The sequence below is a fragment of the Saccharopolyspora sp. NPDC045941 genome (assembly GCF_056431445.1).
The window spans coordinates 109,213-134,201 of record NZ_JBWKKU010000017.1; the positions used below are offsets into that span (position 1 = coordinate 109,213).

24 protein-coding genes and 3 pseudogenes are annotated in these 24,989 nt (G+C 66.5%); 12 read left to right on the forward strand and 15 right to left on the reverse strand.

Annotated features, from left to right (window positions below):
- Positions 1-2 precede the first annotated feature (2 nt).
- Positions 3-1,345, reverse strand: a pseudogene (locus AC07FN_RS16350) (FAD-dependent oxidoreductase).
- 100 nt (positions 1,346-1,445) lie between these two features.
- Here AC07FN_RS16350 and AC07FN_RS16355 point away from each other — a divergent pair.
- From AC07FN_RS16355 to AC07FN_RS16370, 4 genes are all read left to right on the forward strand, one after another.
- Positions 1,446-2,294, forward strand: coding sequence for a helix-turn-helix domain-containing GNAT family N-acetyltransferase (locus AC07FN_RS16355; RefSeq protein ID WP_478396350.1), 849 nt, complete (start codon positions 1,446-1,448; stop codon positions 2,292-2,294).
- Between the two features lie 71 nt (positions 2,295-2,365).
- Positions 2,366-3,472, forward strand: coding sequence for a flavin-containing monooxygenase (locus AC07FN_RS16360; RefSeq protein WP_478396351.1), 1,107 nt, complete (start codon positions 2,366-2,368; stop codon positions 3,470-3,472).
- A gap of 86 nt (positions 3,473-3,558) precedes the next feature.
- Positions 3,559-4,845, forward strand: a complete 1,287-nt coding sequence (locus AC07FN_RS16365) for a hypothetical protein (protein ID WP_478396352.1) — start codon at positions 3,559-3,561, stop codon at positions 4,843-4,845.
- Positions 4,846-6,095: 1,250 nt separating this feature from the next.
- Positions 6,096-6,428, forward strand: coding sequence for an FCD domain-containing protein (locus AC07FN_RS16370; RefSeq protein ID WP_478396353.1), 333 nt, complete (start codon positions 6,096-6,098; stop codon positions 6,426-6,428).
- Positions 6,429-6,907: 479 nt separating this feature from the next.
- On the opposite strand, the gene AC07FN_RS16375 is transcribed toward AC07FN_RS16370, so the two are convergent.
- Complete coding sequence (locus tag AC07FN_RS16375; protein WP_478396354.1) at positions 6,908-7,033, reverse strand: hypothetical protein; 126 nt, start codon at positions 7,031-7,033, stop codon at positions 6,908-6,910.
- A gap of 173 nt (positions 7,034-7,206) precedes the next feature.
- Between AC07FN_RS16375 and AC07FN_RS16380 the strand changes: the two genes are divergently transcribed.
- Genes AC07FN_RS16380 through AC07FN_RS16390 form a run of 3 tightly spaced genes read left to right on the forward strand, consistent with a single transcriptional unit; the run spans position 7,207 to position 9,690 of the window.
- Entirely contained in the window at positions 7,207-7,797 is a 591-nt protein-coding gene (locus tag AC07FN_RS16380; protein ID WP_478396355.1) for a TetR/AcrR family transcriptional regulator, read from the forward strand.
- On the forward strand, positions 7,787-8,932 hold the full coding sequence (locus tag AC07FN_RS16385; protein WP_478396356.1) for a FadR/GntR family transcriptional regulator: 1,146 nt from the start codon (positions 7,787-7,789) through the stop codon (positions 8,930-8,932). Before AC07FN_RS16380 ends, AC07FN_RS16385 begins: the two co-directional genes overlap by 11 nt.
- Positions 8,933-8,988: 56 nt before the next feature.
- Positions 8,989-9,690: a cache domain-containing protein gene (locus tag AC07FN_RS16390; RefSeq protein ID WP_478396357.1), complete on the forward strand. Its 702-nt coding sequence runs from the start codon at positions 8,989-8,991 to the stop codon at positions 9,688-9,690.
- Between the two features lie 79 nt (positions 9,691-9,769).
- Here AC07FN_RS16390 and AC07FN_RS16395 read toward each other — a convergent pair whose 3' ends face one another.
- The 9 genes from AC07FN_RS16395 to AC07FN_RS16435 form a co-directional block, all read right to left on the reverse strand.
- Complete coding sequence (locus AC07FN_RS16395) at positions 9,770-9,988, reverse strand: hypothetical protein (protein WP_478396395.1); 219 nt, start codon at positions 9,986-9,988, stop codon at positions 9,770-9,772.
- A 78-nt stretch (positions 9,989-10,066) separates the two neighbouring features.
- Positions 10,067-10,363, reverse strand: a complete 297-nt coding sequence (locus AC07FN_RS16400; protein WP_478396358.1) for a hypothetical protein — start codon at positions 10,361-10,363, stop codon at positions 10,067-10,069.
- A 3-nt stretch (positions 10,364-10,366) separates the two neighbouring features.
- Positions 10,367-11,392, reverse strand: coding sequence for an NAD(P)H-dependent amine dehydrogenase family protein (locus AC07FN_RS16405; protein ID WP_478396359.1), 1,026 nt, complete (start codon positions 11,390-11,392; stop codon positions 10,367-10,369).
- On the reverse strand, positions 11,389-11,694 hold the full coding sequence (locus tag AC07FN_RS16410; protein WP_358500573.1) for a hypothetical protein: 306 nt from the start codon (positions 11,692-11,694) through the stop codon (positions 11,389-11,391). Before AC07FN_RS16410 ends, AC07FN_RS16405 begins: the two co-directional genes overlap by 4 nt.
- Positions 11,691-13,211, reverse strand: a complete 1,521-nt coding sequence (locus tag AC07FN_RS16415; RefSeq protein WP_478396360.1) for an FAD-binding oxidoreductase — start codon at positions 13,209-13,211, stop codon at positions 11,691-11,693. The genes AC07FN_RS16410 and AC07FN_RS16415 overlap by 4 nt, the downstream gene beginning before the upstream one ends.
- On the reverse strand, positions 13,208-14,536 hold the full coding sequence (locus tag AC07FN_RS16420; protein ID WP_478396361.1) for a (Fe-S)-binding protein: 1,329 nt from the start codon (positions 14,534-14,536) through the stop codon (positions 13,208-13,210). The genes AC07FN_RS16415 and AC07FN_RS16420 overlap by 4 nt, the downstream gene beginning before the upstream one ends.
- Before the next feature lie 14 nt (positions 14,537-14,550).
- Positions 14,551-15,984, reverse strand: a complete 1,434-nt coding sequence (locus AC07FN_RS16425; protein ID WP_478396362.1) for an aminobutyraldehyde dehydrogenase — start codon at positions 15,982-15,984, stop codon at positions 14,551-14,553.
- 96 nt (positions 15,985-16,080) lie between these two features.
- Positions 16,081-17,658, reverse strand: coding sequence for an AMP-binding protein (locus AC07FN_RS16430; RefSeq protein ID WP_478396363.1), 1,578 nt, complete (start codon positions 17,656-17,658; stop codon positions 16,081-16,083).
- Positions 17,655-18,695, reverse strand: a complete 1,041-nt coding sequence (locus AC07FN_RS16435; protein WP_478396364.1) for a hypothetical protein — start codon at positions 18,693-18,695, stop codon at positions 17,655-17,657. Before AC07FN_RS16435 ends, AC07FN_RS16430 begins: the two co-directional genes overlap by 4 nt.
- A 560-nt stretch (positions 18,696-19,255) precedes the next feature.
- Here AC07FN_RS16435 and AC07FN_RS16440 point away from each other — a divergent pair.
- From AC07FN_RS16440 to AC07FN_RS16460, 5 genes and pseudogenes are all read left to right on the forward strand, one after another.
- Complete coding sequence (locus tag AC07FN_RS16440; protein ID WP_478396365.1) at positions 19,256-19,702, forward strand: APC family permease; 447 nt, start codon at positions 19,256-19,258, stop codon at positions 19,700-19,702.
- 22 nt (positions 19,703-19,724) lie between these two features.
- Positions 19,725-20,057 (forward strand): transposase family protein, encoded by a 333-nt coding sequence (locus AC07FN_RS16445; RefSeq protein ID WP_478396366.1) that lies wholly within the window; start codon positions 19,725-19,727, stop codon positions 20,055-20,057.
- Between the two features lie 172 nt (positions 20,058-20,229).
- Positions 20,230-20,658, forward strand: a pseudogene (locus tag AC07FN_RS16450) (ISAs1 family transposase); the annotation flags it as partial.
- A gap of 41 nt (positions 20,659-20,699) precedes the next feature.
- Positions 20,700-21,416, forward strand: coding sequence for a hypothetical protein (locus AC07FN_RS16455; RefSeq protein WP_478396367.1), 717 nt, complete (start codon positions 20,700-20,702; stop codon positions 21,414-21,416).
- A 157-nt stretch (positions 21,417-21,573) separates the two neighbouring features.
- A complete protein-coding gene (locus AC07FN_RS16460; protein ID WP_478396368.1) occupies positions 21,574-21,744 on the forward strand; it encodes a transposase in 171 nt (56 codons plus the stop codon).
- 80 nt (positions 21,745-21,824) lie between these two features.
- Here AC07FN_RS16460 and AC07FN_RS16465 read toward each other — a convergent pair.
- The 4 genes and pseudogenes from AC07FN_RS16465 to AC07FN_RS16480 form a co-directional block, all read right to left on the reverse strand.
- A pseudogene (locus tag AC07FN_RS16465) lies at positions 21,825-21,983 on the reverse strand (NAD(P)/FAD-dependent oxidoreductase); the annotation flags it as partial.
- 676 nt (positions 21,984-22,659) lie between these two features.
- Complete coding sequence (locus tag AC07FN_RS16470; RefSeq protein WP_478396369.1) at positions 22,660-23,208, reverse strand: manganese efflux pump MntP; 549 nt, start codon at positions 23,206-23,208, stop codon at positions 22,660-22,662.
- Positions 23,209-23,399: 191 nt separating this feature from the next.
- A complete protein-coding gene (locus AC07FN_RS16475; RefSeq protein ID WP_478396370.1) occupies positions 23,400-23,702 on the reverse strand; it encodes a hypothetical protein in 303 nt (100 codons plus the stop codon).
- Positions 23,703-24,473: 771 nt separating this feature from the next.
- Positions 24,474-24,968 (reverse strand): universal stress protein, encoded by a 495-nt coding sequence (locus AC07FN_RS16480; RefSeq protein ID WP_478396371.1) that lies wholly within the window; start codon positions 24,966-24,968, stop codon positions 24,474-24,476.
- Positions 24,969-24,989: the final 21 nt, after the last annotated feature.

The window sequence follows — 24,989 nt, forward strand, 5'->3', positions numbered from 1 at the left end:
CATCAGCGTTCGCGGGGCGCCGGGGCGCTCAACTCGACGAGCTCCGGCTGCGGCGCACCGCAACAGCCACCGCTGTTCTTCGCCGCCTCAGGCTCGTCGAACAGCCCCGCACCACCGCACACCCCGGTTTCCGGGAGCACGAGCTCGACGCGCCCGGCCGCTTCGGTGTCGCCGGCGATCGCGGCGGCCACGCTGCGGACCTGCTCGTAGCCGGTCATCGCCAGGAACGTCGGCGCGCGGCCATAGCTCTTCATCCCGGCCAGGAACACCCCGGGCTCGGGGTGGGCGAGTTCCTTCGCACCGTGCGGGTAGACAGTGCCGCAGGAGTGCACGTTCGGGTCGATCAGCGGCGCGAGCTCCACCGGGGCCTGCAGCACCGGGTCCAGGCCCAGGCGGATCTCCGACAGCCACGACAGATCCGGTCGGAACCCGGTCAGCACCACGATCTCATCGACCGGGTCGGTCTTGTGCCCCTCGAACGAGGTCAGCACCACCCTGCCGTCCCCGTCCGATTCAACGGAGGCGGTGCGAAACCCGGTCACCGTCCGGACATAGCCCGCCTCGGCCGCTTGTTTGGCGCGCAGCCCCAGCGCGCCGCGCGCCGGGAGCTGGTCGGCCTCGCCGCCACCGAAGACGTTGCCCGCCGTGCCGCGGCGCAGCACCCACACGATCTCGGTGCCCGGCACCTCCTCGGCGACCTGCGCCAGCCCCACCAGGGCGGTCAGCGCCGAGTGCCCGCTGCCGGCGATCGCCACGCGCTTGCCCGCGAACCGGGCCCGCGTCTGCGGATCGGTGAAGTCCGGTACCTGGTAGGTGATCCGCTCCCGTGCCGCGTGCTCGCCGAGCGCGGGCAGCCCGTCGCCGCCCAGCGGGTTCGGCGCCCCCAGGTACCGGAGGCGTCGATGACCGCCCGTGCCGTGATCCGCTCCGCACCACCGTCGGCGGTGGCCACGTGCACGATCAACGGTTCGGTGTCGCGTCCGGCATCGACCACACGGTCCCGGCCCCGCCGCGCCACCCCGACGACCCGCGCACCCAGCCGCACCCGGCCACCGAGGGCCGCCGCCAGCGGCTGCAGGTATGCCGACACCCAGTCCGCGCCCGTCGGATACGCCGCCGCATCCGGGCGCTGCCAGCCCTGGGCTGCCAGGAGCCGGGCGGCGGCCGGGTCGATCAGCTCCGCCCACCGCGAGAACAACCGCACGTGCCCCCACTCGCGCACCGAGGCCCCGACCTCATCGGCCGCCTCCAGCACCAGCGGCTCCAACCCGCGCTCGGCGACCTGCGCCGCCGCGGCCAGCCCGATCGGCCCGGCACCCACCACCACAACCGGCAACTCGTCCACAACTCTCCCCTTTCCATCGATGATGCTCGATGAAGATGGAGCGAATGTATCGATGCCAATCGATTGACGCAACCATCGATCCGTGTCGATACTTGGGCTCATGACGACGACGGCCCCCCAGACGCCCGAGATGCAGTTGCTGCCGGCCGAGACCGCGGCGACCTACGCCGAGTGGTTCGCCAGCCTGGCCGAGCCCATGCGGGTGCGGCTGCTGCACGCCGTGGCCGCGGCGGGTTCGACGACGGTGGGGGCGTTGACCGAGCTGCTGGGTATCAGCCAGTCCACCTGTTCCCACCACGTGCGCAAGCTCGCCGACGTCGGGTTCGTGGTGCTGTCCAAGCAGGGCACCGCCACCCGGGTCTCGGTCAACACCGCCTGCTGCACCGGGCTGCCACACGCGGCGGAGGCGGTGATGGGGATGCTCGCGCGGCCGTGCTGCCCGGACAACCTCCCCGACGACGTCACCGTCCGCCCCCTCGACGCCGCCGACTGGTCGGCGGTGCGCCGCATCTACGGCGAGGGCATCGCCACCGGCAACGCCACCTTCGAAACCGACGTGCCCGCCCGCAAGACGCTGGAAGCCAAGTGGATCCCGGAGCACCGGTGGGTCGCCGAGATCGACGGTGAGGTCGCCGGATGGGCCGCCATCACCCCGGTGTCCAACCGGGACTGCTACGCCGGGGTCGGTGAAACCTCGGTCTACGTCGGCGAGAACTTCCGCGGCCGCGGCGTGGGCAAAGCACTCCTGCACAAGCAGGTCACCGCCGCCGACGCCGACGGGCTGTGGACGCTGCAAACCTCGATCTTCCCCGAAAACCGCCCCAGCCTCGCCCTGCACTACTCCGCCGGGTTCCGCACCGTCGGCATCCGCGAACGCATCGCCCAACACCACGGCGTCTGGCGCGACACCGTCTTCCTGGAACGCCGCCGTGCCTGCGACGACAACTAACCCCACACACAACCCCGCAAATCCATGCCCGCCACCGAAGACCGGTGGTGGGGCGCTGAAAGGTGCCCGAATTGAGCGACCACGACGCCATCGTCATCGGCGGCGGCCAGTCCGGCCTCGCCGCCGCACACGCCCTCCGCTCCCGCAGTCTCCGCCCCGTCGTGCTAGAAGCCGGCGCCGAACCGGTCGGCTCCTGGCCGCACTACTACGACAGCCTCACCCTGTTCTCACCCGCACGGTTCAGCGCGTTCCCCGGCGTCCCGTTCCCCGGCGACCCCGACCACTACCCGCATCGCGACGAGGTCATCGACTATCTCCGCCGCTACGCCGCCACGCTGGACGTCGACATCCGCACCGACCACCGTGTCGAAACCGTCACCGCCACCGACGGCATCTACACAGTCCACACCGGACACACCTCGCACAGCGCGCCCACCGTGATCGCCGCATCCGGCGGGTTCAGCCGCCCCCACCGGCCGAATCTGCCCGGCCTGGAGCGCTCCACCGGCACCGTGGTGCACACCGCCGACTACCGCGACCCCGCCCCGTTCGCCGGTCAGCGCGTCGTCATCGTCGGCGGCGGCAACTCCGCGGTCCAAATCGCCGTCGAACTCGCCGGCCACGCCCGCACCACCATCGCCAGTCGCGCGCCCCTGCGCTTCGCCAACCCCACCCTGCTCGGCAAAGACCTGCACTGGTGGACCGCCACCACCCGACTTGACATCCTCCCGATCGGCCCCTGGCTGCGCACCCCGCCCACCACGCCGATCTCCGACAAAGGGGCCTACAAAGCCTCCATCCAAGCCGGGCGCCCCGACCGGCGCGACATGTTCACCGACCTCGACGGCACCACGATCACCTGGTCCGATGGGACCCGCGAAACCATCGACACCCTCATCCTCGCCACCGGCTACCGCCCCGACGTCACCTACCTGCAGGACCTCGGCTCCCTCGACGCCACCGGCACACCGCGCCAACGCCGCGGCATTTCCCGGACCTGCCTAGGACTCGGCTACGTCGGCCTGGAATGGCAGACCAGCTTTTCATCCGCCACCTTGCGCGGCGTCGCCCGCGACGCCCGCTACGTCGCCGACAACCTGATCAAACAAGCCCAGGGCGCGAGAACCCCGGCGTCGTGCTGCTCAGCGCGCGCGGGCGTAGCGCGACAGACCCGCTAGAGGATCGTCCGCCCGTGTCGATCCGCCCTGGGCCGCTAGGGTGTTGCGACTTGTCAACGTTGCGGGTCAACGCCGGGGGGGCAGTTGTGGGCGAGAAAGAAAGTGCCGACTCCGGTTGGCTCCTGCGATTGTGGGCGGCCGCCGACGCCTCTGACCCAACTGGTGTCACGCGTTTCCATCAGCACTTCACAGGCCAGTACGGGTTGGTCGATGGACGGCTGCTGTTGGCCATCGTGGCCGCCCCTGACAGAGGGTCTGACAGCGCTGTGCCTGTAGCCCAGCGGGTGATCAACCACCTCGAGCAGCATCTTCGTGTCCATGTCGACGAGCTGGCATTGGACTTGGTCACCATGCCGGAGATCGCTGAACGTGCGGGCCTGACTCGTCAGGCGGTGAGTCAGTACGTCAACGGCCGACGCGGCCCTGGATCCTTCCCTGCCTGCCTTAATCCGTGGAGTCAAATTCGGCTCTGGGACTGGAACGCGGTGAACAGGTGGCTGCATCGCGTTGGACGTGGTCACCCGGTCACCTCTCTCGGACGCTCCGACGTGGCGATCGTGAACGGATGGCTCACGGCGGGATACAGCCTGGGGCAACGGGCTTCTGCTCTAGTTGCGCCGCCACCAGAAGAGATCCGTCCACCCGATCTGGAGGCCGAGCAGCTCGCGGCAGCCTTCCTGGGAGCGGCGACCGATGACCAGCTTGAGCGGGTGGTGAACCTCTTGAACACCGTCGACGACACCAGTGCCTTCGTAGAGGTTCTCGATGCCATCGGGCCCATCCCGATCGCCAAACAGCAGAGCTGGGCTCACATGAAGGCACTCGACAGAGTTGTGGCCTTGCTCCCAGAACTGCGGCGCGAACTGGACGGGTCTGCTGCCCGTCAGCGTCGACGCGCGGCCCTATCCCGGGAAATAGCCGATGAACGCTACGAACTCGAGCAAGGCCTCTACCACCCTGACCAGCCATCAGGTGTACCCAAGGTCGCCATCGAGGTGCTCTGCGCAGGAAACGGTGGGCGGTGCCGGAAACTACGGGGACACGCCTACGTACAGCCAGGACGCTTGCCCGGCAGCCCCGTGCTCATGCTGTCCAACGACGGCCGCCGATACGGCTTCCCGCCGCTAGAGGGCCTGGTGCACAGCTTCGAAGGCAGCACTGAAGTCTTCTACAGCTACCGCTGCGGTCACAACAAGTACGTCAGGACCGACCCGGAACGCGGCAAGGTTCGAACCGAAGGGCTCGCGGCTCGGATGCCCCTTCGGTTGTTGGAACCGAAGCTCAAGGCGTACTGGGCCAGTCGAGGAAAAGTCCAACAACTGGTCTGGGCGCCCGGCGTGTCCGAGACCGTGTATGACCCTTCAGCGCGGTAATCTGGCTGAAACGACGTTGCCCGCGGCACTGAGCTGCAGAGATCGGAGTGGCACACCGAGAAAGCCAAGGAAGGTTTTCTCGTGCTGCCTGCAATGTGGGGTAGTACCCTCACCGCTCTTGCCGCCGCAGTCTTGTGGGGCGTAGCCCGTCGGCTTCGACGCCGGCTCGCCGGCCGCTCTTCGGCCTCGCTGATCAAGCTGCTCCTCGCGTGCCTGAGGGTGCGCATCGCCCTCCGTATCCTTCCCATTTCAGAAGCCCAGAAGCGATACGACCTCTTCTGCGAAATCGCCTTCGACCAGTTCGAGAACCGACTGCTGGACGGAGGCAGAGATCCAGACACAACCGAAAGCTAAGATGATCACGTGACGTTTGTCACGCGAGTCTCTCAAAAGCGAGACACAGTCAGGGCCGAGACAGCCCACGTCGCCTCAGCCCTGACTCCTCGCCCAACCAGGACACGGGCCATCCAGACACAGCGAATGCCACGACAACGGCGGCGCTCACGCCACCGGGTGCCGACGCCGTGACATCCGCCCCAGCGCGTCATAGGCCGCGGTGTAGATGCTGTCGGCGGGGTGGGAGTTTGTGCGGTGACGGGTTCGATCGTCAAATCCGCCAAGCCCCAGGGGACACCGTGAACGCGGTGGTGTTGCGGTTGCCCTCGGTCGCACGGGTAGATGTTGCCCGCCGCGCCGTAGCCGTAGTCGGTAACGGCGCTGGAGGCCTGGTTCCCCGTTGGTCGTAACCGAAGCTGCGGGTTCGAACCGTCTTCTCTGCCTCATCCAGGTCCGAAGTCGCGACCAGACGTGAACTTGCCGCCTCCAAGAAGGCCGCTGAGCTCCACGCAAACTGTTGATCATCGGCTTGGCAGCCGACATGCGCCGGCCCAATTCGGTACAGGTCGGTTGCCGGGGGGGGGCACTGGCAGACACGACTCGCCGCACTGGGCGCCAGCCAGCGAGACGCGCATCGTGATCAAAACGACGGCGACACCCACGCCCAGCAACGATGAACACAGATCGATTGAACACAGTAAGCCAAGATCAACTGCTCCCACTGTGCTCCCAAAATAGTAGGAGCCCCAACTAATGAAGATCATCAGAAGGGGCTCTCACCTGGGTATATAGTTGGTGCGCGATACTGGGATTGAACCAGTGACCTCTACCGTGTCAAGGTAGCGCCCCGTGTCGCCCTGACCTGCGAAAACGGAGAACCCGCAGGTCGGGGCGGTTCCGTTGTGGACGGTTCAGTGCGGTTCGATGCAGTTCAGAGCCCATCGATCCTCCCAACATCCTCCCAATCTGGTACTCCCAACGAGCACAGGGCTGGGTGTCGATGGGGGGGCGGAGCGGCCCGCCCTGATGTCGGTCGCCTGCTGGCAGATCCGACTCGGTACGTTCGCCCGCGACGAACGCACCGGGGTCGCCGGCCTCCATATAGCCGAGAAGAAGCCGCTGCGGCGCTGCTGGGACACGCGGAGATCTTGGCGGCGACCAAGCGACGTGATCCCGATGCCGCCGCTGCTGCCGCGCGGCGCCATGTCTTCGAGTCGATGGAAGTCACCCTGCGCAAGATCCGCTAGTGCAGCCGTCGCGGGCCAGCTTGTCCGGTACCACGCCATCACTCCGCCAACACACGACGAGACGGCGCGGGTGAAATGATCGGCCTCGCGGAACCGCTCCGTGCGCAGGCCGGTGACCTCGACGCTGGTGATCGCGCCGGTCACGATTTTGTTCCGCAACCAGGCGGCCGATTTCCGGTGCCTACATGAGACCGTGGCCAGAGAAGAAGCAGGCACTAACCCGGGTCGGTGCGGCGGGCTAAGCGCCGAGGATTCCGTCGTGATCGGGGGTGTTCTCGCTGGTGCCTGCCCAGCACGCGGCGCGGTCCAGCGGCAGCTCGGCAAGCCAACGAAAACCGGACGAGCCGTTTTCGGCACCGACTCCATCCACGGCCAGTCAACGGAAATGTCGTAGCCGTCGACCTGATCCGGTCGGGCCACCGCGAACAGCAGCCGGTCGCCCTCACTGCGCACGTAGACACCAGAGCCGAGATCGATCGTCATGGGCAGGTCGGCGCGGAGGACTCCCGGTGCGTGGCGTAGGTATTGCGCCGCAGGTGCACCGGAACGGTCAGCCCGGCCAGAGCGGCGACCTCGCCGGCCCAGCCGCCCGCCGCGTTGACCACATACTGGGCCCGCAGGCTGCGCTCGCCCGCGGTGACCGCGGTCGGCGGTACATATCGTCACCCATTGGCTAATGACTGTTAGCCTTCGGGGAAACCGCCGTCACACTGACGGACAAGTGCGCTGACAGGCATGTCACACTGGCGGCTATCGATCGATTGCCCGAGGAGGTAGTGTGCCCGACCGGGGACGCAAAAGCCGGGCGGCGGACATCCGGAACGCCGCACTCGAGCTGTTCGTCCGCCGCGGCTACGAGGCCACCACGATGGCAGACATCGGTGCCGCGGTGGGTATCCGCGGCGCCAGCTTGTACAAGCACGTCGCGTCGAAGCAGGAGCTGCTGGCCACGATCACGACCAACACCATGGAGCAACTGCTCGAGAGACATCGACTGGCTGTGGCCGGCGCCGGTACCCCCGCCGAACGGTTGCGCCGAGCCGTGGACGCACACGTGCGCTATCACGCGCGACATCGCCGCGAGGCGTTCGTCGGCAACAGAGAACTGCGGAGCCTCGTCGAGCCCTACCGCGTGGTTGTGCTCGGCCGCCGGGCGGAGTACGCCAATTACTTCGAGGACCTGATCGCAGATGGCATCTCGACCGGCGATTTCCGCGTTGGCTCGGCCCGCCTGGCGGCGTACGCGATCCTCGATCTCGGCATGGGGGTGGCGGTGTGGTTCCGCGAGGACTCCGGGCCGACGGAGAACGAGGTCGCGTGGCAGCACACGGAGTTCGCGCTGCGGATGGTGGGTGCCCGTGACTTCTGAAAAGCCGACCGACCGTGGTCGGGTCGACGATCGGATCACGATGTGGCCGCGCGACGAACCCATCCGCTGCCACCCTGGCGAGCCCGTGTGTCATCCTGCCGGAAAGGTGTCGCTCAGGAGGTCCTCGATCGATACGTCGTACCTGTTCGGTGAGCCGTGCCGGGCTTCTGCCAACGACTCAGCGCCGCGGCACCAGTCGCGTCGGCGACGCGATGGGCGCGCAGCGACCTCGCCGTATGAGGCAGAACGCCGCTTCATTCCGGCCCAGTCACGTCGACCTTGTCACACCCCTGTCCGCGGCCGCTCCCGACGGCAAACCTACAGTATTATGTGTATTGGGGGCTTCGTCAGGGTTGACACGCGGCTCTGCAGGCAACAAGGGGGCGGATTGGACGGCGAGCGAACAGCTCTGATCGCACCACTGGGCTCAGCCGGCCGCGCCGACGAGATCGCGATTCGCATCACCGAGGCCATCCAGCTGGGGCTGCTGCGCGACGGGGAGAGGCTTCCCCCGGAGTCGGAATTCGCAGCCCAATTCGGGGTTTCCCCGGTCACCTTGCGTGAAGCGATCGCGGAGCTGCGCGACCGCGGGCTGGTGGAGACCCGACGAGGCCGCTGGGGCGGCACGTTCGTCAAGCGGTCCCTGGAGCCCGATGAGGGATCGGACATGGCTCGGCTGGCGGCTCTCACCTCGGCGGAGTTGCGCGACATCGCCGATGAGCAGACCGCGATCGCGGGGCTGGCGGCCCGGCTGGCCGCCGAGCGGTCGTCTCCTTCAAACGTGGAGCGCATCCTGTCACTGGCCGACCAGCTGGCCGCGGCGGAGACCCGCGGGGCGCGGATCAAGGCCGACAGCCGGTTCCACATCGAGATCGCGATCGCGACGCGTTCGGAACGGCTGACCCGGCGGGAGGTGGCGCTGCAAGCCGAAACGGTCGGCATGCTCTGGGGATCCCACCTGCCCGGCAGCGACCTGAAGAAGATCGCTATCGAACACCGGGACATCGCGGCGGCGATCTCGGCCGAGGACGGCGTTCAGGCCGGCTCCCTGGCCGAGCAGCACGTGCGCAACAACCTCCGGCGCCTGACCTCGGGCCATTTCGCGCTCGTCGATGCGATCGGGAGCCCGCAGTGACCGGGGAAGGCGGTCTCGAGACCCGTCGGGCGAGCGTTGCCCGGGTCCGGCAGCGTTTGAACGATCTCCTCGAGAGCTGGCGCGCCCCGGTGGCGGATCTGGCGGCGGCGGTGTCCGCGATGGCCGAACCTCCTCACGACGGCGACGACAGCCCGGCCGTCTCGGAAGCCGCACTTGACGATCTGGTGCCCTCGGTGGAGCGGCTCGTCCAGTCCGCGAGAGCCATCATCGGCGCCGGGTTCATCGCGGCGCCAGGATTGGTCGACGGCTGCGAGCGGTACATGTTGTGGCTGCAGAAACGCGATGGTGCGGCTGGGCGGCTGCGGCTCAATTTCGACACCTCGGACGTCGACGCCTACGACTACGTGCGCATGGACTGGTACTCGCGGGCGCGTTCGACACGCGGAGCGTGCTTGACCGGGCCCTATCTGGACTACTCGGGCTCGGACCACATCGTGGTGACGTTGACCATTCCGGCGAACTGCGGTTCGCAGTTCGCGGGTGTCGCGGGCATCGATGTGTCTGCCCATGCCGCGGAGGGCCTGCTCGTGGAGCAGTTGCGCGCGCTCGAGGCCGATGCGGTTGTCTTCAACGACGAACGCCTGGTCGTGGCGGCGAACTCGGCGCGGTGGATGCCAGGGGAACGGGTGCCAGCCGTGCGCGGCGAGGCACTGGGCCTCGACCAGTCCGAACGCCTGGTCGCCTGGTCGGGCTGGACGCTGGGAGTCGCACGCAGCGAGATCCAGCAGCTCCGGTAGCGGCACCATCCTGGGGCAGGCCACGTGCGCACGAGTGAGGGGCCGATCGACCTGGTGGTCGATCGGCCCCTCACTCGTCTCAGCCCGTGCGCACCGCCGGGTCAGCGGGCGTGGGCAGCGGATCCGGCTTCGCTCTGGGTGTCCACTCCACTGAGTCCGCGCCGGTGATCTCGTCCTCTTCGGTGACCCTCAGCTTCATCACCGCGCCCAGCACGAACACCAGCAGCAGCGCGGAAACGACGGCGATGGCGATGGCGACAGTGACCGCGACGCCGACCAGCTGCCACCACAACGTGATGTGAGCGTGCTGGAAGCCGAACTCGCCGGTGAGCCCGAAGTCCCCCGGTAGGGGTGCCCCAGGCGAGCGCGCCGACGATCAGGTCACCCACGATGGCAGCGCAGGCCAGCGGGAAGACTTTCGCGTCGTCGATACCGCGGCGGTTGACCAAGGTGTAGACGGCCGCGACCACCAGCTGCCCGACCGGAACCCGATGATCTTCTGGATGCTCGTCGTGAGCACGTTCTGCCACCTGACCAGACCCGTGTCGATGAGAATCAGCCCGAGCAGAGCGAGGACAACCGCCGTCGACGACAGGATGTAGAGCAGGTTCTGCGTGAGCGCGTTCGTGTCGACCTGCTCGCCGAAGTCCGCCGAGAAAAAGGTCGCGGTCATCGCTCACCTGCCTAGGTAGGTGTGCAGGGGGAAGGTGCGGTAGCGCAGCCGCGGCAGCTTTTCCACGGTCACGAAGCCGGCGGGTGCGGCGATGACGTCGGGGATCCGGTTCACAAGCTGGGTGCAGGTGGTGACCTGGGTCGGCACTGTCCCATTGGACAGCACGAGGTCCGGTTCTCCCTTGATCTCCCACTCGTTGATGTCCCCGTCGCCCGCGCCGTAGACGCGGCCGGACATTTCGAAGTTGAAAACGGGCCCCTCGGTGGTGACGATCTCGTCGATGTCTGTGAAGCCGATGACCTGGCCGGGGAGGATCTCGCGCTGCAGCGCCCGGGAGAACATGGACGTCTCGGCGATGTCGGGACGCGTGTTGGTCGTGACGGACTTGACCGTCAGCCCCGTGTCGGCGACCAGCGCGTCGAGCACGTTGCGCCCGAAGGTGGGCGGGCGCTCGGTGCTGGCGAGCCACTCGTCGAACTCTTCGACGGTTTTGCCGACCTGCTGGTCGCCGGCGACCTCCGGGCCGTAGTCGTCAACGTTCCAGCTCGCGTGCCCGGTCACGGTGTCGATGCGGTGGGCCGTGCCCATCATCAACGCCACGATGTTCACCCAGTAGGTGTCCTGGTGGCCGGTGCCGGTGAGGGTGGCGCCGGTGCGCTTGGCGATCTCGTCGAGCTCACGGGTGATCTCGGGCGAGGTCTGCCAGGGGTAGAGGGCCTCTTCCGAGAGGGTGACGGCGTTGACGCCGTGCTCGGCGCAGGCCCGCAGCTGTTCCACGGCATCGGTCATGTAGCTGTTGACGGCGATGACCGCGACATCCGGTCGAGTCCGCTCGAACACCTCGTGGGGGTCGTTGCTGATCACCACGTCCAGGCTCCGGCCGATGCCGGTGACCTCGCCGAGATCGTTGCCGACCTTGGATTCACTGCGCGAAATCGCGCCGACGATCTCGACGCCCTTGTCCAGGAGCAGGCGCGTCGCGATGGAGTTCATCGCGCCGACACCGTAGACGACTGCCTTGATGGTCACTGGTTGGCTCCTTTGCCTTGATCCGGACCGGACGGCGGGCCGGGCTCCGGTCCCTCACCCGCCAGCAGCACCTCGTCGGCGAACTCACGGTGTACTGCGTCGAGGTGATCCCACCTGGCGGCGACGATGCGTTTGGTGTCCCAGGCCGGCATCTTCTGCTGCCGGAACCTGGTCATCCGCTCGGGGTCGACCTCGAAGACATGCTCGAAGCGCTGCACGACCTGGTCGGTGACGCGCTCCGGTTCAGGGGGGACCTGTTCGGACGGCACGTAGCGGCCAAACCGGTAGGGGCTGCTGCTCACGACCGAGCTCCATCCGGGTATGCCTCGTCGAGGCTCTGCTTGCCGGGGTTCATGATGTTGTTCGGGTCCAGCGCCCTCTTGATCGTCTTCATGACTTCCCAGGAGGCGCCCATCTCCGTCGGCACCAGTTCCGCGTCACCCGCACGGGTGGCTCCGTGACAGGCCGACATGGAGCCTCCGTGCTCGAGCGCGACCTGTGCGATCTCGCGTTTGAGCGAGACAAAGGCGTTCCAGGACGCCTCGTCCATGCGGTCCTCCCACAGCCCCATGTCGATTTCGAGGAGAATGTCTCCCCAGGGCTTGTGCGGCGCGTTGGTGTAGGCGAAAGCTCCCCAGTCGTCGAAGATGTCGTACTGCTCGCAGTAGCGGCGCGCAATCTCGTGCCACTTGCGCAGCACCTCGGGAACCTCGCTGTAGGGGATCGCCGCGTCCTCGCAGTGCCACGACATCGGGATGACGTTGCCGTCCGCATCACGGCCGTGGAGCGGGTTCGCGTAGCGGTCGTGGCGCGCTGCCCAGTCGCCCGAGGCGATCTCGTCGCCGATGTAGCGGCCGCCGAGGCTGCGTCCGAGTTGCATCACGACCTTCTGCGCCGGTTCGACCTCGGCGCGGGTCCCTAGCAGCGACACCGCACACACGGCCTTCACCCACTCCGGCTGCACGATGTAGGCCTCGTCGTCGCGTCGCAGGTACTCGACTTTCTCGGGGTCGAAGAGCATGACCCCGGCCAGGGTGGCCAAGCCGCTCTTCGCGAGCAGAGAAAAGGTGCGGTAGGCCGTGTCGTAGTCCTCGAACAGGAAGAACGCCGCGAACTCGGTCTCGGCGCGCGGGACCAGTTCCAGCGTCGCCTCGGTGACGATGCCCAAGGTTCCCTGGTGGCCCATGAACAGGTGCTTGAGGTGGTACCCGGTGGAGGACTTGCGGATCTTGCGCCCGCCACCGTCGCCGACCTCGATGACCTCACCAGTCGGGAGCACCATCTCGAACGAGATCACCAGGTCGCGGGTGTGGCCGTAGCGCGCCCCGAGCAGGGAAAGCCCACTCGTGCCGATCCGGCCACCAACGAGAGCGCAGGCGTAGGACGCCGGATCGTCGGGATAGATCACCCCGTGCGGCTTGAGGTGCCGGTTGAGGGTCTGCATATTAATGCCGGGCCCGACCGTGACGGCGTTGTTGACCAGGTCGATCTCCTTCACCTGGTCCATCCGCTTCACATCGACGAGGATCCCGCCCCGTATCGGGACGGCGCCGTCGGCCAGACCCGTGCCACCGGCCCGCGGCACGATCGGAACCTTGAACTCGTTTGCCAGCTTGACGATCCGCGAAACCTGCTGCGTCGTGCGGGGCAACACGACCACGTCGGGCAGGAACTCCTCCCACCGGTGCACCGGGAAGGGCGCCGGCACCCGCGCGCGGTTGAACCTGCTGGAGCGGCCGGTCAGGACCGCGCCCGGCTCGTCGACGATCTCCTCAAGCCGTTGGATGACTTCGCTGCTGATGCTGACGGTCGCGGTCATGCCCTGGTCCTCCCACCGACCTCGATGCCGGCGGACTCGGCGACCAGCTCGATGATGTCGCGCACCTCGATACCGGCCTCGTCACCCGCGGCTGTCAGCGGCCGCTCGGACCAGACGCACGCGCTGACGAGCAGGTCCACGTCCAACGTCGCCGCCTGCTCCAGGCGTCGACGGCTGATCTCGGCGGTGATCTCCGGCTTCTCGATGGGCAGACCCCCACCGCCGCCTGAGCAGTAGGACCACTGCGTGACGCGGTCGACGTCACGGAAGTCCAGCCCGGGGATGGCGCGCAGGATCTCCCGCGGCGCTTCGTGGATTCCCTTGCGCTTGTTGAGCCGGCACGGGTCGTGGTAAGTCGCCACCCGGTTGATGGGGTTAACCAGCTCGAGGCGGCCGTCCCGGATGAGTTCGGCGACGAGGTCGATGATCTGGACGACCTCGAAATCGAACTCCGCACCGAAGTAGGCCGGGTAGTCCTCGGTGAAGTGGACGTAGTCGTGCGGCTCGATCGCGATGATCCGCTTGACGCTCGAGCGTCGCCAGTCATCGACGTTGTGGCGGGCGAACCGCATGGACTGCTCGACATAACCCATTTCCGCAGCCGGACCGCCGCAGCACCACTGCTCGTTCATTAGCCCGAACTCGACACCGGCCTTCTGCAGGATCTGCGCGGTGGCACGCGGCACGGACGTCCGGTAGTAGGCGGCCTCGCAGTCGACGAACATGATCGTCTCGCCGCCGATGGGGATGTTCAGCCCCTCGGCCCAGTCCCGAACCTGCGCCTGACCGTTGGGCTGATCGCCCTCGACACCGAGGACCGGTTCATTCTTCAGCTCGTTGGTCAGCCGGTTCCAGACCTTCCACCCCTCACGGTCGAGGCCCTTGTCCACCAGCATCGCCCGCATGGCGCGCACGACCTTCACCGTCTCGGTCCGTGCCCGGTAGAAGTCACCGACCATCAGCGTGTTGGGGCACCGCACCTCGCAACCACCGCACTGGGTGCAATGGACGTAGTCGTCGGCGACGTCCTCGACACTCAGATGCCCCTTCTCCAGGGCGATCACGTTGGCGTGGAACGCGGTCGGGGTGTGATTCTCGTTGCGGGTCACCTGCGTGACCGGGCAGACCTCGCGGCAGAACTTGTGTCCCGAGGAGAAACAGCCGGTCGCGTTCTCGTGCCATTTCTCCACGAAGGCCTGTTCCACGTCACCGAGGTGCTTCGGCATAGCGAGGTCGACCTCGTTACCGGACCTGTTGGCTGAACCGTTGCCCGACTGCACCTCTGTGTCAGCGGCCGACGCCTGGGATTCCTGCTTGTCGTTCACGTGTTGCTTTCCTCTCAGGCGAACTTCGTCATGACGTGCTTGATGCGGGTGTATTCCTCGAGCCCGTAGACCGACATGTCCTTGCCGTAGCCGGACTGCTTGAACCCACCGTGGGGCATCTCGGAGACGACCGGGATGTGGTCGTTGACCCACACACAGCCGAAGTCCAGCTCGCGGGCAGCGCGGACCGCGGCGCTGACGTCGCGGGTCCAGACGGAGGAGGCGAGTCCGAAATCGACGTCATTGGCCCACTCGAACGCCTGGTCCTCGTCACGGGCCTGCTGCACCGAGACGACCGGGCCGAACAGCTCGCGCTGCACCACGACGTCGTCCTGGCTGGGTTCGAGGACGACGGTCGGCTCGATGAAGAAGCCCTTGTCGCCACGTTTTCGGCCGCCCGTGACGATCTTGCCGTTGGTCTGACCGAGGATGCCCAGGATCGAGTCACGATGCGCCGCCGAGATGACCGGCCCGAGGTCGAGATCCTCGGTTTCGGCCGGGTCGCCCATCTTCAGCGCTTCGACGGCGGGAACGAGTTGCTCAACCAGTTTGCCGTAGACGCCCGGAGTGGCGATCACCCGACAAGCGGCGGTGCAGTCCTGCCCGGCGTTCACGTAGCCGGCGAGCGCGATCCCGGCGACGACCGCGTCCACGTCGGCGTCGTCGAGCACGACGACCGGCGCTTTACCGCCCAGCTCCAGATGCGACTTCGCCACGTGCTCCGCCGCTGTGCGGGCGACGTGCTTGCCCGTGCTCGTATCGCCGGTAACCGACACCATGCCGATCCGCGGGTCGCTGATCAGCGAGTCACCGAAGTCTCCGGCGCTGCCGGCGAGCACGTTGAGCACACCCGCAGGCAGCACGTCCTTCGCCAGGTACGCCAGGTGCAGCGCGGAAAGCGGCGTCTGCCGGGACGGCTTGAGGATGCTGCAGTTGCCCGCCGCGAGAGCGGGGGCGAACTTCCACGTCGCCATCAGCAGCGGATAGTTCCAGGGTGCGATGCCGGCGACGATGCCGACCGGCTCGCGTCGCACATAGGACTCGTACCCGGCCAGGTACTCCCCGCCCGAGCGGCCCTCCAGGCAACGGGCGGCGCCGGCGAAGAACCGCAGATTGTCTACGACGAACCCGATTTCCTCGCAGGCCACCGGCAGCGGCTTGCCGACGTTGCGCGACTCCAGGGCGGCCAGGTGCTCGGCGTCGGCCTCGACGGCAGCGGCCAGCGCGAGCAGCCTGTCCGCCCGCTCCCCCGGCGTGGTGCGCTTCCACGACTTGAAAGCCTTCGTCGCCGCGGTCACCGCCGCCTCGACGTCCTCGGCATCACTCGCCGGAACCTGGGCGAGGACGGCCTCCGTGGCCGGCTCGATCACCTCGAGCTCGCGGCCGCTGCGTGCGCCGACCAGTTCCCCGTCGACAAGGTTGCGCGTGCGAATCTCCGCGTCGGTCATGTCACGTTCCTTTTCGTGATGGGACCGAGACCCCGTTGTCTCGGCTGCGCGTGTGCTGGTTGGGACAAAGTCCGGGATCATGCCGCCGGTGTCCGTTTACCGGGTGTCCACCCGATCCGGCTCATCCGTCGCGAAAGCAGCGCGAAGCCGTTGCTTGAGCGCGAACTTCTGGATCTTCCCCGTCGCGGTTCTGGGGAGCGTGCCGAACTCGAACGCGTCCGGCACCTTGAACCGAGCGATGCGAGCCAGCAGGTGCTCGCGAAGCTCGGTCTCGCTCACCTGGGTGCCGGCCGCGGTCTCGATGAACGCCACCGGACGCTCGCCCCAGTGCTCGTCCGGCCGCGCCACGACGGCCGCCTCGACCACCGCAGGGTGCGACAGCAGCGCCTGCTCGATTTCCACCGAGGTGAGGTTTTCCCCACCCGAAATGATCACGTCCTTGGCGCGATCACGGATCTCGAGGTAACCGTCGGGATGGCGCACGGCCAGGTCCCCTGTCCGTAGCCAACCGTCCGGGACTGCCGCCTCGGTGGCAGCCGGGTCGTTGAAGTAGCAAGGCGTGATGTTGTTGCCGCGCAACGCGATCTCGCCGATCGTGGCGCCGTCGGCGGGCACGTCCGCGCCGTCCGGGCCGACCACACGCACCCGGTTGGAGACGATGTTGCCGACGCCCTGGCGCGCCGCGAGGCGATCTCGTTCCTCGGCCGGGCGCTGATCCCACTCCGGCTTCCACTGGTTGATCACGACCGGGCCGTAGGTCTCGGTCATGCCGTACAGATGGGTCACATGCAACCCGCGCGCGTATGCCCGGGCCAGCACCGCCGGCGCGGGCGGTGCTCCGCCCACCCCGACCCAGATGGACCGGTCGCCGATCTCGCCGGCCTCACCAGGCGGGACCAGGATCGACAACACGGTGGGAGCGGCGCACATGTGCGTGACACCGTGGTCTTCGATCGCCGGCCACACCACCCGCCTGTCGACCTTGTCCAGACACACGTGCGTCGCGGCGGCCGCGGTGACGGCCCAGGTGAAGCACCACCCGTTGCAGTGGAACATCGGCAGGGTCCACAGATAGGACGACTCCGCCGTCAGACCGGCGTGCAGCGCCATGGCCAGCGACTGAAGATAGGCACCGCGGTGGGTGTAGACCACACCCTTGGGAGAACCCGTTGTGCCACTGGTGTAATTGATGGCTATCGTCGTCAGCTCGTCGCTGACCACTGCCTCATAGGGCGTGGCCTGAGCGAGCGCGCGTTCATACGGCTCACCGGCGCGGACAACGGTGATCACCTGCCGGCTCCGGGCGACAGCCGCAGCAGCCAGATCCGCCAGTGACTCCGAGGTGATCACGATGTCGGCACCGGAATGGTCCAGGATATAGGCGATTTCCGCAGCGCCGAGCCGGGTGTTGATCGGCACGATGACGCCGCCGGCGAACGGAACTCCGTAGTGCGCCTCAAGCATTTCGTGCCTGTTGGTGGCGAGCACCGCGACCCGGCCACCGGCGCGCAGATCCAGGTCGACCAACGCCCCGGCGAGTTGCTTCGCCCTGTGGTACAGCTCGGCGTAAGTGATCCGGAACTCGCCGTCGATGACGGCCGTGCGGTCCCCGTAGACCGCCGCCGAGCGCGCGAGGAAACGCGCCGGCGACAAGGCTTGGAAACTGTGCCTCACGAGATCGCCTCCACTCGCATCCGCGTCCCCTTCGACGCCAGCGCCAGCACGGGAAGCTCACCCATCGACCGCAACCCGGCGGGTGCGTCCACCGCCGCTGCCGCCACGTTGACCGCGGCGGCGATCGTGCTCAGGAACGACTCGAACCCCGTAGCGGAAACCAAGGTGATGACCTGGTCTCCCCCCTCGATGCGGTACTCGTCGCCGGGCTGGACGTCGTCGCTGTCGTCGAAGAAGCCGAACATGATCTCCAGATCGATGACCGCGTCACCGCCGCACAGGCCACGTGCCCGATGGGTGACCGCAGAGATCGTCCCGGCCTCGATCACCGCGTGCGCCCCCTGGCGCCGGGACCTGCTCACGATGGCGGGTTCGACGCCGTCGACAACGATCTCGTCCAACTGCCAGCCCAGTCCGGCGGCGACCGCCGCGATCGCCTGCTCGAAACCGACGTGCCCGATGACGGCTCCGGCCTCACGCTCGACGGCGAAATCCCCGGGGGCCAGTCCGAGCCCGAACTTCGACAGGATGGCGCCGTAACGCGACATGTTCGTCCGCCGCCGCACCACGACGCGGTTGACGCTCTGGGTCAACACGCTGAGCAGCAGCGGCAGGGTGTCCATGAGGACACCCGGATTCGCTCCGGTGCCCAGCACCGTGACGCCGTGGGCCCGTGCCGCCGCATCGAGTTTCGCCGCGAGTTCCGGATGACTTTGCCAGGGGAACGCGAGCTGCTCGCAGATGCTTACCACGTTGATCGACCGCTCGAGCAACGGCATCAGCGTGCCGGCGACCTGGACGAGGTCCGACGTCGTGGCCACCACCGCCACGTCGACCTCCGGCAGCAGCTCGATGTCGGTGACCACCTCCACCCCCAGCGGGCCGAACCCGAGGATGTCACCCAGGTCCTTACCCACGATGTCGGGGTTCTTGTCCACCGCCCCGACGAGCTCGCAGTCGACCCGGTTCGCCAGCGACCCGCCGATGGCGAGCCCCGTTGCCCCGAGTCCGACGAGCGCCATTCGCGTGACCGACACTGCGCTGCTCCTTTGGCGATCGAAGGAGGTACGACTGCTGCCCGTACCCGATGGCGGCCAATCATACATATCTGTCGCTTTAAAGCAAGGAACAGCGGGAATGCGGTTTCCTAGGTCGTCGACCTCGACAAAGACCACACCTTGACCAGCCCGCCTCACCCAAATGGGGGCCCTCGGCCGTTCAGATCGAACCGCGCCGCAGCGGTCAAAGCGATCACGAACACGGCTTCTCTCCCCGCAACGCACACCTCAATCCACGCGCGGCCGGATCGTCGGCCACGTCAAATCACCGCTTTAAAACGACAGAGTTGTATGTTTAACTGGGGTCGGTCCTGGTCGAGGCACCTCCCAGGCCAGATCAAGTTCTTTCGCGCTCTTCAGGGCGCCCGGAGCACATCAATGAAGGGGCACTCGTGGCGAAGACCTACGACGGGACTCATGGGCGAGGAGTAGCGCGGCCGCGAACCGGCTCGAGCCACAGCCGGGTGCGCCTGCGGACGCGGCAAGCACCTACCAGCCTCTGATCGGGACCGCCTACCTGCGAGGGAAGGACCACCACCATGACCGACCAGGAACTCCAGCGATCGTCACCGCAGAGCGAGCTGGACACCGACTCGCAACAGGTCCGTTCTCTCGGTGTGAACACCGAGTTCGCGCGGGACATGAGCCCCTGGGCCAATTTCTCGCTCGGTTTCACCTACCTGTCGCCGGTGGCCGGCGTGTACGTCCTGTTCGCGTTCGCCCTCGCCACCGCGGGGCCACCGATGATCTGGAGCTTCGCGATCGTCGGGGTCGGCCAGTTGCTGGTCGCCCTGGTCTTCGGGGAGGTGGTCTCACAGTTCCCGCTCGCCGGTGGTGTCTACCCGTGGGCCCGCCGCCTCTGGGGACGGAAGTTCGCTTGGATGACTGGCTGGATCTACCTGCTGGCGCTGCTGGTGACGATCGCATCCGTCGCCTACGGCGCCGGGGTCGTGTGGATGGTCTGTGGCGGGCCCTGCAGGCGGTGACCGATCCCCGTGACGGGCGTGGGTGCGGTACCGGTTGCCGTTGCTGCTGGCGCTGGCGGTGCTGGCCGTGACCGCGGGTGCGAAGACATTCACCGAGATCGCCGAGTATGCCGCGGACCTGCCAGCTGGGATCCTGGCCGAGCTGGGTGTGTGTTCCTGGTCGGGCGCCCCATCTGGCTGGACGTTCGCGCGGGTGCTGGCCTCGGTCGACCACGACGAACTCGACCAGGCACTGGCCAACTGGGTGCTCCGGGACAACGAGCGGCCGACCTCGGTCGCTGTCGACGGCAAGACGATGCGGGCCGCCCATACCGGCAGGCCGACATGCCGCAAACACAAGTGGTGGCCGCGATGAATTCCCGTGGCGAAGTCCTCGGACAGGCCACTGTGGAGGGCGGTAACGAGAACGCCGCGGCCCGCGACCTACTGGCGCAGCTGGGACGAAAAGCGTTGACGGGCACGGTGATCACCGCCGATGCCAAACACACCAGCGCCGCCTTTGTCTCTGAGATCGAGAAGGTGGGGCGTTCTGGCTGGTCCCGGTCAAGGGCAACCGACCCTCCCTGCACGAGCTCTTGAAAGACCTGCCTTGGACCCGGGTGCGGCTGGGCGAGCAGGATCGCACCCGTGGGCACGGGCGCACCGAGACCCGCAGCCTGAAAGTTCTTGCCCTGGACGAAGACCTACAGTCGGAGTTACTGAATGCCCGGCAGGCCCTCCAGGTGCGACGCTGGCGCCGCCCGAAAGACAAGCCCGCCAGCATCGAAACGGTTCACTACCTGACCAACCTGCCAACCCACACCGCCACCCCCGCTGACCTGGCAGAACTCGTGCGCCGGCATTGGGGCATCGAGAACCGACTCCACCTGGTGCGCGACGTCGCCTTCAACGAGGACCTGTACCGTGCCATAACTTGCCCCTCGGTTGGTGACCAGGGGTTTCGTCGAGCTGTGTGATCAGGCCGTGATCGCGGATCATGGTGTTTCGACTGGTGTACATGGCACTGGTGACGGTGTTCGGTTGGCTGGGGCTGCTCGCCCGGCGTACCGCGGCCAAGGACGTCGAGATCCTGGTGTTGCGACATGAAGTGGCGGTGTTACGCCGCCAGGTCGGTCGACGCCCGCGTCCGTCGTGGCCGGATCGTGCCCTCCTGTCCGCGCTGACCCGTCTCCTGCCTCGCAGCGTGCGACTGTGGCGGATCGTCACCCCCGCCACGCTCCTGGCCTGGCACCGGCGCCTGATCGCCAAAAAGTGGACGTATCCCTCGCGGGCAGGTCGCCCGCCAATCAGCACCGAAATCCGCGATCTGGTTGTCCGTTTAGCTCGCGAAAATCCCAAATGGGGCCATCGTCGCATCCAAGGCGAGCTGGTCGGCCTGGGGCATCACGTCGGCGCGGGAACGATCCGCCGCATCCTCCGGCAGTCCCGCCTCGGCCCGGCTCCGCGTGGAATGGACACCTCGTGGCGCAGCTTCCTGCGCGCTCAGGCATCTGGGCTGTTGGCGGTCGATTTCTTCCACGTCGACACCATCAGTCTTCGTCGACTGTATGCCCTGTTCGTGATGGAGGTTCGTACCCGCACCGTGCATATTCTCGGTGTCACCGCGCACCCGACCGGCGCCTGGACCACCCAGGTTGCCCGTAACCTCCTGATGGACCTCGGCGAACGAGCCGCATCGTTCCGGTTCCTCATCCGTGACCGCGACACCAAGTAAACACCAGAGTTCGACGCGGTCTTCGCGTCCGAGGGTGTGAAGGTCATCAAGACCCCACCGCGGACACCTCGGGCGAACTGCTACGCCGAGCGATTCGTTCCGCACCGTCCGCGAGGAATGCACCGACCAGCTCCTGATCTACCACGAACGGCACGCCATGACGGTGCTATGTGAGTACGCGGACCACTTCAACACCCACCGTCCACATCAGAGCCTCGACCAACACCCACCTACGCACGATCCCACGACGGTGATTTCGAACGACCCTCCCATCCTCTGCCGTAAGGTCCTCGACGGCTTGATCAACGAGTACACCCGAGCCGCTTGATACCAACCAGAAAACCCAGGTCAGGCCCACAATCTGGATTTTGGCACGGCACAGGGATCCCGTCGTGCCGCACCATGTCGCTCACCGCCACCGATGACCGCGATGTCCTGGTCGCGGAAGAAGAATCCGTCGCAGGTCGCGCAGGCCGACACACCGCGGCCCAGCAGGCGCTCTTCGCCGGGAATGCCGAGGTAGCGGGCGGCGGCGCCCATCGCCAGGATGACGACCTTGGCGCGGTACTCCACCGATGGTGGGCCCTTGCGACCAAGTGGACGGCGCGTTCACTCCGCTCGAGCGGTTCGTGGTGGAGCTGTTCCGTACCATCTCACCGAACCCGGGCAGCGGCTCGACCGTGCAGACGGCGCACAGCCTGTCTCCCGGCCTGGTCAGCGTGGTCACCCCGCATGCGGCCGCGAGCGGGAATCCCGTGCACTGGCACAACCGACGACTGTCGACAACGACGAGAAGCAGAGCCGGCAGGCCGGGCTGGTCCGCTGCCCGTTCCCGCACGCACCGTTCGCCGTCAGTGACGGCCGCCGGGCGGAGCTGACCAAACAGCGCCTTCGGGACCGTTTACGGCGTCGTCGACGGCACGCCGTACCCGGTATGCGACCCGGCGGGTTACGCGCCGTTCGGGTTCGGTTACCGCCGTTGCGCCGGCGAGCAGCTCACCACTGCGTTCCTCCAGGAGGTACTGCGCACCGTCTGGAACGGCGGCTTCGAATTCGTCCGGCTCGACGCGAAGCAGCCGAAGAGGATTCCCGTCGGGCCTCGCACCGTCATCGACGACAACGTCGGCTTCCAGCGCACGCAGACCGGCAAACTGGCTGACATGGACGGCGAAACGGGCTCACCGACATGGCAAGGGCCAACCGGCTTCGACTCCTCAAGCGTGTGGCCGCTCATGCCCGGCGTTCAGCTGAATACCAGCGGTAGCAAAATCGCCGCACCCACGAGCGAGATACCGCTAAACAGGTCGGACCGGATCCGGACAACATTGGCAGCCATACGTCCAAGGCACAACCCAGCCAATGACATGACCGCTGTCACGACGCCGAAAGTGATCATCGGGATCACAAGAGAAAACCCGGCAAACCCCAGGCTGGCCCCAGCGATAAAATTATCGATACTCAGCGAAAGCGGCATACCGAAGAGCGTCACCCATGGATGATCTACCTCTTCTGGTTCAGGGTTCCGGAGTGCCCCGGCCAGAAGATACAGCCCATATGCCCCCACCATGATAGATCCGATGTAATCTGCACCCGAACCGATGAACTCCCCTACATAGTGGCCGATGAATCCTCCTACCAGGGGAGACAGTGCATCCCATATACCGAAAATGAGGGCAATCTGCACAGCGCGACGCCAGCCGAAGGGAATGGTACCGATAGCGATCGCCGACCGGAAGTTGTCAATACAGAGACCAAGAGCCAGCGCTAAAAGCGGGAGAAATTCAAGAGCCATCTGCAACCACCTCGAAAATCGTTTACCCTACCCGCGGATTCACCGGAGAGATGTTTCGGTCATTCCCCGAATCCGCACTGCAGGACTGTCCGGGCACCGGAATGGGTTCTGCGCCGTCGATCTACTCCGCGAAGGCGGCTTTCGGCAAGTGAAACGTTGGCGGACTCGGCCGGCGGCCCACCGGAACTTCGCTACGCCGCGAACTCGCGCCGGCCGGGAGCGGACCTGTCGCGCAGGGTGCGGTAGCCCTTCATCGTGAGCACTACCCGGTGACCTCGTAGGGCGAACAGATGGTGCGTGTCGATGTCGATCAAATCCGTAATCCAGAGATCGCGGAGGGTCTGACGTAGATCATCTGTCATGGGGCAGGTAATACCCGTCACCCAGTCATAGCCGAGTGCGGGCTGGAGGAGCCCGTTGTGATAACAGATTTTTCCCTGGTTCACCGCGTCCAGGGCCGCGTAGTGGGTGGCTGTGAATATTATGCGGGACATTACCGATCACCTGTTCGACAGGTAACTCTCTTTGACCTGTTCAAATGTTGAGAGAATGGCGGTGCGACTCCGCCGAATCCTTCTTCCGCGGGTGACGCAAGGCCCCTGCGCCGATCCGATTTCCGGATCCGGGGCCTTGCGCCGCCGCGGGCGTAGTCCCGTCGCAGATATCCGACACCTGCCGCGACTACGAGAAATAGAGGAACACGGTGCTTCGATCCCGGCCGTCAGCCCCGGTAGAAGTAACCGGTGGCCTCGGCACACACCTCGATGACCGTGTACTCCGGAGTTTCCCACTTCATACTTTTGCTCCTAGTGTTGACTGCGCCCGATGAGCGGGCAGCACCCGGACAACGTGACCAACTGAATTTCGAGAGCGAAACCTCGAAATTCGGCGTTCACTACAGAGCATCTTCGATGTTTCAGGTTGCTGCAATAGCGATCGAACCAGTGGCCGGGGATCGGTGTCGAACGGTGCCTGTGCGGCCACGAGTGGAACCGCGGGTGTCCTTGTGGACTGCTCGAACGCGGAAGGCGATTCTCGACGATGCATTACCGAGGCGCTCTCGAGAGCCCTCGATGGCACGCCTTTGATGCGCGCCGACGAGTTCGTGCGGGGCAGGGCAGATGCGTGCGGGCAGCGTTCGTGGCTGCCCGGGAGCGCAGCACCTGTACGCCCCGGCGACAACGCCACAGGCGCATGCACCGCCGCAGATTTCCATCCGGCGGGCCGAGAGACAGACACGATCAACAGACGTACATCCTCAACGGTCAGATTTCACGCGCGCTCTCATAGGAGGGAATCGCTCTGCGAGGGACGGGTATCCATTGTGGTACGACAACAACCGGGCAACGGGCGTGCCCGGCGCAGCGCCGGCCCACCGAGCCCAACAGCGCTTCGTAGAAGACGCTGTACCCAGGGTCGCCGAGTACCAGCAACTCCGCTCCGTCAGCGGCTTTCAGCAACACCTGCGTCGGACGACCGCAGCGCACCTCGCGCCGGATCTCCACCTCTGTGGCGGTCTCGCGCTCGACCTGGTCCACGGTCCGGTCGAGGTCGAGGCGCGCGTTCTCCTCGAATTCCTCCGGCAGCACCGGTTTTCCCTCCCAGCAGCAGACCAGTCCGTAGAACACGGGGAGCTCCCAGGCGATCACGGTGTGCACCGCGGTGCCGGTGAGTTCGGCTTGCTCGACGGCCCAGCACAGCGCCGCCTTCGCCGACACCGATCCATTCACACCTACGACGATTCTGCGTTCGGCGTTCATGACTGCAACCTCCGTTGTGGC

Bases quoted from the DNA above. Each gene is read 5' to 3' on its own strand.
- AC07FN_RS16440 (WP_478396365.1), top strand. From the start codon at position 19,256: ATGACCGACCAGGAACTCCAGCGATCGTCACCGCAGAGCGAGCTGGAC.
- AC07FN_RS16475 (WP_478396370.1), bottom strand. From the start codon at position 23,702: ATGTCCCGCATAATATTCACAGCCACCCACTACGCGGCCCTGGACGCG.
- AC07FN_RS16480 (WP_478396371.1), bottom strand. From the start codon at position 24,968: ATGAACGCCGAACGCAGAATCGTCGTAGGTGTGAATGGATCGGTGTCG.
- AC07FN_RS16470 (WP_478396369.1), bottom strand. From the start codon at position 23,208: ATGGCTCTTGAATTTCTCCCGCTTTTAGCGCTGGCTCTTGGTCTCTGT.
- AC07FN_RS16460 (WP_478396368.1), top strand. From the start codon at position 21,574: ATGACGGTGCTATGTGAGTACGCGGACCACTTCAACACCCACCGTCCA.
- AC07FN_RS16455 (WP_478396367.1), top strand. From the start codon at position 20,700: ATGGCACTGGTGACGGTGTTCGGTTGGCTGGGGCTGCTCGCCCGGCGT.
- AC07FN_RS16355 (WP_478396350.1), top strand. From the start codon at position 1,446: ATGACGACGACGGCCCCCCAGACGCCCGAGATGCAGTTGCTGCCGGCC.
- AC07FN_RS16400 (WP_478396358.1), bottom strand. From the start codon at position 10,363: ATGACCGCGACCTTTTTCTCGGCGGACTTCGGCGAGCAGGTCGACACG.
- AC07FN_RS16425 (WP_478396362.1), bottom strand. From the start codon at position 15,984: ATGACCGACGCGGAGATTCGCACGCGCAACCTTGTCGACGGGGAACTG.
- AC07FN_RS16415 (WP_478396360.1), bottom strand. From the start codon at position 13,211: ATGACCGCGACCGTCAGCATCAGCAGCGAAGTCATCCAACGGCTTGAG.